The 9,184-nt window shown below is 58.1% G+C and carries 10 protein-coding genes; 3 read left to right on the top strand and 7 right to left on the bottom strand.

Translation table 11 applies throughout. The features are described 5' to 3' along the window. Positions 1-19: 19 nt before the first annotated feature. Positions 20-496 carry a twin-arginine translocation signal domain-containing protein gene (locus LOC54_RS10120; RefSeq protein WP_279313694.1) on the bottom strand — a complete coding sequence of 159 codons (477 nt, stop codon included), beginning with the start codon at positions 494-496 and terminating at the stop codon, positions 20-22. Positions 497-707: 211 nt separating this feature from the next. On the opposite strand from LOC54_RS10120, the gene LOC54_RS10125 reads away from it, so the two are divergent. After that, positions 708-1,187, top strand: coding sequence for a DUF2501 domain-containing protein (locus LOC54_RS10125; RefSeq protein WP_408740338.1), 480 nt, complete (start codon positions 708-710; stop codon positions 1,185-1,187). A 189-nt stretch (positions 1,188-1,376) separates the two neighbouring features. Here the strand turns inward: LOC54_RS10125 and LOC54_RS10130 are convergent, their stop codons facing one another. Then, the gene (locus tag LOC54_RS10130; protein ID WP_279313695.1) at positions 1,377-2,873 is read right to left on the bottom strand and encodes a malate:quinone oxidoreductase; all 1,497 of its coding nucleotides are present in this window, start codon (positions 2,871-2,873) and stop codon (positions 1,377-1,379) included. Between the two features lie 225 nt (positions 2,874-3,098). Here LOC54_RS10130 and LOC54_RS10135 point away from each other — a divergent pair, with 225 nt between their 5' ends. Then, positions 3,099-3,530, top strand: a complete 432-nt coding sequence (locus tag LOC54_RS10135; protein WP_279313696.1) for an OsmC family protein — start codon at positions 3,099-3,101, stop codon at positions 3,528-3,530. Between the two features lie 102 nt (positions 3,531-3,632). Here LOC54_RS10135 and LOC54_RS10140 read toward each other — a convergent pair whose 3' ends face one another. Both LOC54_RS10140 and LOC54_RS10145 read right to left on the bottom strand, forming a co-directional pair. After that, positions 3,633-3,941, bottom strand: coding sequence for a hypothetical protein (locus tag LOC54_RS10140; protein ID WP_279313697.1), 309 nt, complete (start codon positions 3,939-3,941; stop codon positions 3,633-3,635). A gap of 160 nt (positions 3,942-4,101) precedes the next feature. After that, the gene (locus tag LOC54_RS10145) at positions 4,102-5,484 is read right to left on the bottom strand and encodes an Nramp family divalent metal transporter (protein WP_279313698.1); all 1,383 of its coding nucleotides are present in this window, start codon (positions 5,482-5,484) and stop codon (positions 4,102-4,104) included. A gap of 258 nt (positions 5,485-5,742) precedes the next feature. On the opposite strand from LOC54_RS10145, the gene mntR reads away from it, so the two are divergent. Continuing rightward, on the top strand, positions 5,743-6,243 hold the full coding sequence (gene mntR / locus LOC54_RS10150; RefSeq protein ID WP_279313699.1) for a manganese-binding transcriptional regulator MntR: 501 nt from the start codon (positions 5,743-5,745) through the stop codon (positions 6,241-6,243). On the opposite strand, the gene LOC54_RS10155 is transcribed toward mntR, so the two are convergent. From LOC54_RS10155 to LOC54_RS10165, 3 genes are read right to left on the bottom strand one after another with little or no spacing between them, the layout of a single operon-like run. Then, positions 6,200-7,015 (bottom strand): aminotransferase class IV, encoded by an 816-nt coding sequence (locus tag LOC54_RS10155; RefSeq protein WP_279313700.1) that lies wholly within the window; start codon positions 7,013-7,015, stop codon positions 6,200-6,202. The genes mntR and LOC54_RS10155 overlap by 44 nt on opposite strands. Next, complete coding sequence (locus LOC54_RS10160) at positions 7,012-8,325, bottom strand: anthranilate synthase component I family protein (protein ID WP_279313701.1); 1,314 nt, start codon at positions 8,323-8,325, stop codon at positions 7,012-7,014. The genes LOC54_RS10155 and LOC54_RS10160 overlap by 4 nt, the downstream gene beginning before the upstream one ends. Next, positions 8,325-9,065: a TlyA family RNA methyltransferase gene (locus LOC54_RS10165; RefSeq protein WP_279313702.1), complete on the bottom strand. Its 741-nt coding sequence runs from the start codon at positions 9,063-9,065 to the stop codon at positions 8,325-8,327. Before LOC54_RS10165 ends, LOC54_RS10160 begins: the two co-directional genes overlap by 1 nt. Between the last annotated feature and the right edge of the window lie 119 nt (positions 9,066-9,184).

Raw genomic sequence — 9,184 nt, forward strand, 5'->3', positions numbered from 1 at the left:
AAACGCTTCGATTTGTTGCTCATGAATTCTTCTTACCTCTCGGGTCGTTCTGTCTCCACAAAACCCGGGGCAATTCAGTGTTTTCCACAGAGGCGGACAGCATGCTGCTCAGCCCCGTAACAGAGGCGCTGACTGTCGCTGAGATGGTCTGCAGATCGTTCAGGATGCTGTCTACGCGGCTTTTGATATCGGCATTGTCATAGCTGACGGTGAGTGATGATCCGGCAGCATCGGAAAAGGCCTCAAGTGCGGCAGACAGGGCTGTCCTGGCCGCAAGCAGCGGCGCTGTCCATGCCTGGGCACCGGGGATGGAGGACAGAACGGAAGCGACGGTTGCGGCAGCGTTCAGGCCCGCGGAGGCATAATTACGGATTTTATCGACATCGAGTGTAACGGTGGTGACGGATCCGTTCGTGCTGACATTACAGGCAGCAAGCGTGGCCGCACCGGCAAGGCAGGCGGCCGTCCGCAGGAAATCGCGGCGGAGTAAAGCCATGTATTCTGATTTCCTTAATAAATAAAAATAATACTTTAAAAACAGAAAGGGATTCCTGGAGGTTTCTCCGGCAGAACGGAGCGGGTAACCATATCCGTCCCGGTATTCGTACGCATCGCGGAGTTGTGAAATGAAACCCGTGCCAGCTACATGCGTTGGGGCAGCAGGGGGACATGAGTATACGCCTCCGTGATTAAGTTCGGGAAAGAGAATGACTATGCGTTCTGTAAAATTTGCGGTTCTGACAGCCCTGTGCGGCGCTTCCCTCGCATCTGCCTCCGTTGCAGGCGCGCAGACGGTTGTCGTTCCCACGCCGGGCACGTCCCCTTCCGTTCCGACCCAGGGTCATCAGGTTGTCGGCGGTGTGGCTGGTGTCTCCACCGCAGCTTCTCCGGGCATGACCAATGATGGCGGCCTTCCGTCCATCGACAACGCCTCGAAGGGCAATGTCGCAGGACTTCTGTCCTACTGCGTTCACAAGAGAATTCTGAACGACACGACGACGCGCGTGACGGGTCGCACGCTTGCAAAGGCGAAGGACGTGAAGTCGGATCCGGGTTACTCCCTGGGCGGACAGGGTCTGCTCCAGAACGACACCCCGACGCCGTTCAAGATCAGCACGCTCGATAAGTCCAAGCAGGTTGAGCTGTGCAGCCAGATCGTGAAAAAAGGCCAGTCCATGACTGACTGATCTTCGGATCAGGAACCCGGGACAGACAGGTCCCGGGTCTGGAAAAAGGCCATCAGGCCTTCTGAACGGGATGAGGAATACCCTCATCCCGTTTTTTGTATGCAGACAGCTCCTGTGCGCAGGAAACGACATAAAAAAAGCGGCGGAAGATGTCCTTCCGCCGCTTTTGTGAAAACGGAAACCCCGGATTCAGTGGGTCAGTCTGAGTATTTCCGTAGTCCGGTGGCGCTGCCCGGCACACATCTCCGGGTTGTCAGCCAGCCTGGTGCCATAAGAGGGGATCATCTCCCGCAGCTTCGGTTCCCACTTCGCAATTTCGGACCGGAAGCAGCGCTGCAGAATGGTCAGCATGATCGGAGCCGCGGTGGAAGCTCCGGGCGATGCGCCGAGAAGAGCCGCAACGGACCCGTCCGCCGCCGTGACGACTTCGGTTCCGAACTGCAGCACGCCGCCTTTCGCCTTGTCGCTCTTGATCACCTGCACACGCTGCCCGGCAACAATGAGTTCCCAGTCGGACTCCCTCGCATCAGGCACGAACTCACGCAGGGCGGCCATCCGGTCGGCCGGAGACTGCATCACCTGCTGGATAAGGTATTTCGTCAGATCCCAGTTGTCCCGGCCGACTGCCATCATCGCCCGGATATTCCCCGGCTTGATCGAAAGCGGCAGATCGAGAAGAGACCCTTTCTTGAGGAAACGTGTCGAGAATCCTGCATAGGGGCCGAACAGCAGAGAGGCCTTGCCATCGACCATACGTGTGTCGAGATGCGGGACGGACATCGGCGGCGCGCCGACGGCAGCCTTGCCATAAACCTTCGCACTGTGCTGGCGGACGACCTCGGGGTTCGTGCAGCGGAGAAACTGACCGCTGACCGGGAAACCGCCAATACCACGGCCTTCCGGAATACCGCTTTTCTGCAGCAGTTCCAGCGCGGCGCCGCCCGCACCGATAAAGACAAACCTCGCACTGACAGTGCGATGCTCGCCCGTGACGAGGCTCTTCACCTGAACCAGCCAGCGCCCGTCAGATGATTTCTTCAGGTTCGTCACATCATGACGGGTGATGAGGCTGAAACCGGCCGTCCTGCCCAGCGCATCGAACAGGATGCGGGTCAGGGCACCGAAATTCACGTCCGTTCCGGCTTCCGTCCGCGTCGCCGCAAGTCTCTGACCCGGAGCACGATCCTTCATTACCAGAGGCATCCACTCGGCCAGCTTCGCCGGATCCTCGGAATACTCCATACCCGAAAACAGCGGATGATCCTTCAGCGCCTGGTAGCGCCGGTCAAGAAAGCTGACATTCTTCTCGCCCCAGACAAAACTCATATGGGGGATGGGTGAGAGAAATGCCCGCGGATCGGAAATAATCCCGGCCTCAGTCAGATGTGCCCAGAACTGACGGGAAATCTGGAACTGCTCATTAACATTGACGGCCTTGGAGATATCAATGCTGCCATCGGGCTTCTCCGGCGTGTAGTTCAGCTCGCACAGAGCCGAATGACCCGTTCCGGCATTATTCCAGGGACCGGAGCTTTCGAGCGCAGGGCTTTCCAGACGCTCAAACACGTCGACGGACCAGTCAGGCTCAAGCTGCCGCAGGTAGGTGGCCAGCGTTGCGCTCATCACGCCGGCGCCGATCAGAACGACATCGCGCTGCGTCGTGGAACTTGTCGTATCGGTGCTCATAAAACCTCTCCGGTCTGCGGCCGGCTCCCCGCAGCAGGAGAGCAGCCAGTAGGATCAAACAGCCTCAGGGAAACAGCTTCAGGCGTATTCTCTCACATTTCCATGCAGGTGTAATGCACCCGACGACACCTGAATACAGCATCATCTCTTTGCGAGCACCTCTGGCATTCGCAACCGGAACCCCCATAAACGGAACACGTTATCCGTCCAGCAGGGAGATATAAGATGGCTATCCGTAAGTATGGAACCGCACACTGGGAAGGCGCGATCAGGGAAGGTGGCGGCACGATTTCCACCGAAAGCGGTGCCCTGAAGAATCAGCCCTATGGCTTTAATACCCGCTTTGAAGACAAGGCAGGCACCAATCCGGAAGAGCTGATCGGTGCCGCACATGCGGGCTGCTTTACCATGGCGCTGTCCGGAGCGCTGGGAAAGGCGGGCCTGACCGCAACATCTCTCGATACGAAAGCAACGGTCACCCTCGAGAAGCAGGGAGAGGGTTTTGCCGTAACAGCCATTCACCTGGCGCTGAACGGGATTGTCCCGGGCGCAACGGAAGAGAAATTCCGGGAAATCGCGACGGCTGCAAAGCAGAACTGCCCGATCTCAAAGCTTTTTACAGCCGAGATCAAACTGGAGGTGAGCCTGTCCTCCTGACAGCCTCGCTTTCCCTGCCATATCGCGGTTCAGATCTGAACCGCGATATGGTAGGCAGGCGTCTTCCGGCTCCTGTGTTTTTGAAAAATAAGACCGATATCCTCAGGAACGTTTACGGGCAGGTGCATGCCCGCACAGCTCCGCGACCCGCTCGACACGCAGCAGAGGCGCTTCGATATCGCCTTCGTCCACATCCAGCCGGTTGTTCGTCTCTTGCAGTAACGCAGGCACATCCATGCGGGTCGGATGAAGTGGCCCTCGACTGGCACAGCAGGGGGGCTCGTGCGGATGAGTGTGCCCGTGCAGCGATGCAGGGTATCGCCGACAGGTGAGTGCAATGAAGTTCAGCGCCACAGGCAGAAACGGGAACATGATCCCTTCGGCCAGACCATGAGTCGCAGGATGCAGCATCGCTGTCGCGGGGAGCCTGTATGATCGTATCGCCCCTTTGGAAAGCGAATAAAGCCCGCTTTGGCCCTGAGCAGGTGAATGTAAATGCTCATCAAAACAGAAAGCTATATTTTGCTGTGCGCATAACGAAGGCTCTCGGAGCGGGAGTAGTCGGGATAATCTATCCGGGGAAAATCGTATCCCGCAGCAGCTTTAAGTTCAGAAGAAGGATCACTGCAGCCACCCCCCAGGAGAACACTGCAAGTTTCCTAGAAATAACAAACTCTCCCATCTTTTTCCGGTCAGATACAAACATCACAAGAGGAATGACTGCAAAGGGAAGCTGCATCGACAGGACCACCTGACTGAGCAGCAGCAGTTCACCAACGCCCCGGCTGCCATAGATCATGGTCACAATAATCACCGGAATAATCGCAAGCCCTCTGGTCAGAAGACGTCTTGCCCAGTGCGGAATCCGGAGCCGCAGAAATCCTTCCATAATGATCTGGCCGGCAAGAGTTCCCGTAACCGTTGAGTTTGTTCCGGCAGCAAGAAGTGCCACCGCGAACAGCGTCGATGCGATGCTAAGCCCGAGAATGGGGGAGAGCAGACGCCAGGCATCCTCAATCTCGGCAACGTCCTGATGCCCGGTATTATGAAAAGCCGCAGCCGCAACAATCAGAATTGCAGCATTGATAAAAAGCGCAAGCATAAGCGCAATACTGCTGTCCCATGTGGCCCACCGTATCGCCTCCCGTCGACCCTCAGACGTGCGTTCGAAATTCCGCGTCTGTACAATAGAAGAATGGAGATAGAGGTTATGCGGCATGACCGTTGCGCCGATAATCCCGATCGCGATGTAAAGCATCTGACCATTCATGACGATATCGGCAGAAGGTATGAATCCCTTCAGCATATCGGCAACAGGCGGAGCCGCGGCCACAACCTGAATTCCGAAACATACGGCAATAATACTCAGAAGTCCGATAACAAAGGCTTCCAGATATCGAAAACCACGGTTCATCAGAAACAGGACAATAAAGGCATCGAGAACCGAGATCATGGCTCCGCCCAGAAGGGGAATTCCGAAAAGAAGCTGCAGGGCAACAGCCGTTCCGATTACTTCGGCCAGATCGCAGGCAATGATCGCCAGTTCACAGGCCAGCCAGAGCAGAATGCTGACAGCCGGAGGGAAATGGTCGCGACAGGCCTGCGCCAGATCCCGCCCCGTCGCGATCCCCAGGCGCGCCGAAAGTGCCTGCAGGAGGATGGCCATCAGGTTCGAAAGCATAATGACGGACAGCAGGGTGTAGCCGAACTGAGCCCCCCCCTGCAGATCCGTGGCCCAGTTTCCAGGGTCCATATACCCCACGGACACCATATAGCCCGGACCGACAAAGGCAAGAAATCTCCTGAACCAGGAGGCATTTCCTGAAGGGACCCGCACACTGGCAAAAACCTCCGGCAGGCTGTTGCCATCCGTTTCGGTCAGACGCGTAAAACGCCAGGCAACCTTATCCGAGGTACCGGTCGGGGAGGTGTCTGTATGCAGATCGCGGGACATACGACGCAATAGAGCCGATCAGCTCATATTATGCAATATGCTATAACAGGAAGCATATTGAAAAATCGTGACTGAGCAGGTTGCGGATACAGACAGATAAGATAGTTGCAGCGTGTGGCAGGGAATTCCTGAGCAGCCCCGGATATCAAGCAATCAACAGACTTCGATAAGAGTGCTTTCCGTCATTCCATACGCATGATATTCTCTGCAGAATATATCTTTCTAAGAAGAATACTCCGGAACGCAGACGCACCAGGCATGACGACACCCGACTCACTTCCCGATGCCGAAACCCATTCAGAGGGCTTTCGCGCCAACCGTGCAGCAAGACAGAATGTACTGGTGGAGGATTACGTAGAGCTGATTGCCGATCTTCTTAGTGAAAATCAGGAAGCCCGCCAGGTAGATCTGGCAGAGCGGCTTGGTGTCTCACAGCCGACAGTGGCCAAGATGCTGATGCGCCTTGCGAATGAAGGGCTGGTTTCCCGCAAGCCCTATCGGGGCATCTTTCTCACCCCTGCGGGTCAGAAAATGGCCGAGGAGGCCCGTGCCCGGCATCGGATTGTCGAGGCTTTTCTGCTCGCGCTTGGCGTCAGTCCGGAAAACGCCAGGATTGATGCGGAAGGTTTGGAACACTACGCCGGAGCGGAGACGCTGGATGCCTTCCGCTTTGCAATGGAAGCAGGGCTTGAGGACTTTATGGCTCGTGCCCGTCTCAGGCCGCCGGGCCAAACAGAAACGAGCGGATCTGCAAAGTAGACGCCTCGTCCACATCGGTAATGCAGTCTCCCGCGCGGAGAACCGGCTGAACCGAGAGCGACGTCACAAGCCAGGCACTGCGAATATTGCGTATGGACGAAAGCGGAATACGCACCTCCGTACACAGACCTGCCTCGATAAGACGTGCGCGTGAAGTGCCAGGCAGAGCGCCGTCCCGCAGGGGTGGCGTCATCAGCCCGTCTGATGACAGGGCAATAAACGTGGCGGCGCTCGCTTCTGAGATATACCCATCCGGCGTGCAGAGTAACGCATCGTCAGCACCGGTATCGGCAGCTTCCATCCTGGCCAGAATTCCCGGCAGATAATTCAGGGATTTTACCCTGCTCAGCGGAGACAGCCCGTCGCGGATATACCGGCTGACTGCCAGACTGACAGGGCCAGGTACATGCGCCGGAGCAGGTGCAGACGTCAGCAGAAGAGTGGGGGAGGGCGATGGCGGAGGAAGCAGGCCTCGCGGTCCGGCACCACGTGTCAGGGTCAGCCGTATGGAACCGTCACGCCATGATACGGCTCCGGCCAGAGCAGCAATGGCCTCGCGGAGCTGTGCCGGATCGGGGCAGGGAAGACGCAGCACGTCACATCCGGCAGCCAGCCGCGCAAGGTGCCTTTCCTGTTCGGGAGCCCGCCCGCCGGACAGACGCATCGTCTCAAACAGCCCGTCTCCGAGAAGAAAACCGCGATCCGCCGGATCAATTCGGGCCACGGATGAAGGCAGAAGCCGGTCATTCAGCCAGACAGGAACATCCGTCATCCTGTCAGCCCCAGAAGAGGAGCAGCCTTCAGGCAGGCTTCCTCATATTCCCGCTCCGGATCGGAAGGCCAGGTAATGCCGCCACCGGCACCGATACAAAGACGCTCCGGCGTCCGTGTCAGGCTTCGGATAATGACGGAGCTGTCAAACCCGCCGTCACGGCCGAGCCGGAACAGCGTTCCGCAATAGGCTCCGCGTGCTGACACCTCATGTGTGTCAATCACCTCCATGGCCCGATATTTGGGCGCACCGGTCACGGAACCCGGCGGAAGTGTTGCCCGCAGCAGATCAAACCGGTCACGACCCGGGCGCAGTTGTCCCTGCACGACGGAGACCAGATGCAGCAGATGCGCGAACGGCTCCACGGCGCAAAGCTGCGGTACGCGCACGCTTCCGGGCAGACAGACCCGGCCGATGTCATTACGCATAAGATCGGTAATCATCAGATTTTCAGCGCACTCCTTCGGATCGGCTGCCAGTGCGGCAGCCCGCAGGGCTGTCTCCGCCTCGTCCTTCCCCTTCATCGCCGTTCCCTTGATGGGACGCGTCTCGATCAGACCTTCCGGCGTCATGGAGAGAAAACGCTCCACCGAAGCACTCAGAAGCGAAAATTCCGGAGACCGGAACAGAGTGCCGAACGGCGCGGGGGATGTCCGGGACAGAGCAAGATACAGCGCATCCTCTCTGAAATCCTGAGGAAGAGAGGCTCGCCAGCGTTGCGTTATATTGGCCTGAAAAAGATCACCTTCCCCGATCAGCCGGATCACATCCCGCACCGCAGCACACCAGGTTTCCCGATCCATCTCGGGAATAAAATCCAGACGCTGCGATACGGATGGCACGATCTCCGGCACCTTCAGATCCGGAGCCTCACGACCGGATCCGCTGATCCACCAGAGCCGCTTCTCAAGCCGGTCAAATGCCAGAACGTCAGTAAATGATGCGGCAACAATCTCCGGCTCTTCAGCCTGATGGCGGGAGGATAAGCCCTCAAGACGCATTCCCGCTTCATAGGATGCAATACCGGCCAGACCACCGGGAAAGGGAACCGCAAGAGCAGGGCAGGGCGGAGGACACATATCCCGCAGATGCATGTCCGCAGTCCCGGACACATCCTGCCCGTTCCGGCGCAGCCTTCCGCCGGAAAGTATCAGCGTCTCATCAGCACGCGGACAGAGATAGGACCATCGTGCCCGATCCTGCACAGGATCTCCGCCGCTGTTCAGAAGCAGAAGCCACGAAGATTCCGGAAAAGAGGCAAGCGCCCTCTCAGGCGCACACCATGGCAGCTCCGTCAGGGCCGGAAGCATCAGCCCGTAAAGCGGCTTGCAATGAGAAATTCCCGATTGCCCTCAGGCCCGGTAATCGGACTCGGCTCAATTCCCATAACCGTCCAGCCCGACAGCGCGGACCACCAGTCCCGGATCATGGCGCAGACCGCATCATGGATCTCAGGATCCCGGACGACGCCTTTCGCTCCGATATGCTCACGTCCGGCCTCAAACTGCGGCTTGATCAGTGCAACAGCCCAGGCGCCGGGTGCTGCCATCCCGAGAATGGCAGGCAGAACGGTCCGCAGTCCGATGAAGCTGGCATCACACACAATCACTTCCGGCGCGTCCGGAATTACCGAGGTATCCAGGTGCCGCGCATTCTGCTTTTCCAGCACAATCACGCGGGGATCGGAACGCAGCTTCCAGGCAAGCTGCCCGTGCCCGACATCCACGGCATAAACCTTTGCAGCCCCTTTTGTCAGAAGCACATCGGTAAATCCGCCGGTCGAGGCCCCTATATCGGCACAGATACGCCCCTCGGGCGAAAGTCCGAAATGATCCAGCGCATGGGCAAGCTTCAGCCCGCCCCGCGAAACCCAGGGGTGATCCTGCCCCTTGAGAGCAAGGGCCGTCTCTTCAGGCAGAAGATCTCCGGCCTTTCTGACCTGCCGGTCTCCGGCATAGACCAGACCGGCCATGATCAGAGCCTGTGCCTTCGTCCGGCTCTCGGTCAGCCCGCGATCCGTCAGAAGCTGATCCGCACGTTTCTTTGCCATAAATTCCGCCGCAGTCTCAGGCGCTCAGACCCGCCCCTGTCTCGTTTTTTTCGTTGATACCGAGAGCTGAGAGAGCGGTTGATACGATATGGGGTGCGGAGAGTCCGGCCTGTGCGTAT

The sequence above is a fragment of the Acetobacter sp. AN02 genome (assembly GCF_029759835.1).
GTDB lineage: Bacteria > Pseudomonadota > Alphaproteobacteria > Acetobacterales > Acetobacteraceae > Acetobacter.

Bases quoted from the DNA above. Each gene is read 5' to 3' on its own strand.
- LOC54_RS10130 (WP_279313695.1), bottom strand. From the start codon at position 2,873: ATGAGCACCGATACGACAAGTTCCACGACGCAGCGCGATGTCGTTCTG.
- LOC54_RS10120 (WP_279313694.1), bottom strand. From the start codon at position 496: ATGGCTTTACTCCGCCGCGATTTCCTGCGGACGGCCGCCTGCCTTGCC.
- mntR (WP_279313699.1), top strand. From the start codon at position 5,743: ATGACGACACCCGACTCACTTCCCGATGCCGAAACCCATTCAGAGGGC.
- LOC54_RS10160 (WP_279313701.1), bottom strand. From the start codon at position 8,325: ATGCTTCCGGCCCTGACGGAGCTGCCATGGTGTGCGCCTGAGAGGGCG.
- LOC54_RS10145 (WP_279313698.1), bottom strand. From the start codon at position 5,484: ATGTCCCGCGATCTGCATACAGACACCTCCCCGACCGGTACCTCGGAT.
- LOC54_RS10155 (WP_279313700.1), bottom strand. From the start codon at position 7,015: ATGACGGATGTTCCTGTCTGGCTGAATGACCGGCTTCTGCCTTCATCC.
- LOC54_RS10135 (WP_279313696.1), top strand. From the start codon at position 3,099: ATGGCTATCCGTAAGTATGGAACCGCACACTGGGAAGGCGCGATCAGG.
- LOC54_RS10125 (WP_408740338.1), top strand. From the start codon at position 708: ATGACTATGCGTTCTGTAAAATTTGCGGTTCTGACAGCCCTGTGCGGC.
- LOC54_RS10165 (WP_279313702.1), bottom strand. From the start codon at position 9,065: ATGGCAAAGAAACGTGCGGATCAGCTTCTGACGGATCGCGGGCTGACC.
- LOC54_RS10140 (WP_279313697.1), bottom strand. From the start codon at position 3,941: ATGCTGCATCCTGCGACTCATGGTCTGGCCGAAGGGATCATGTTCCCG.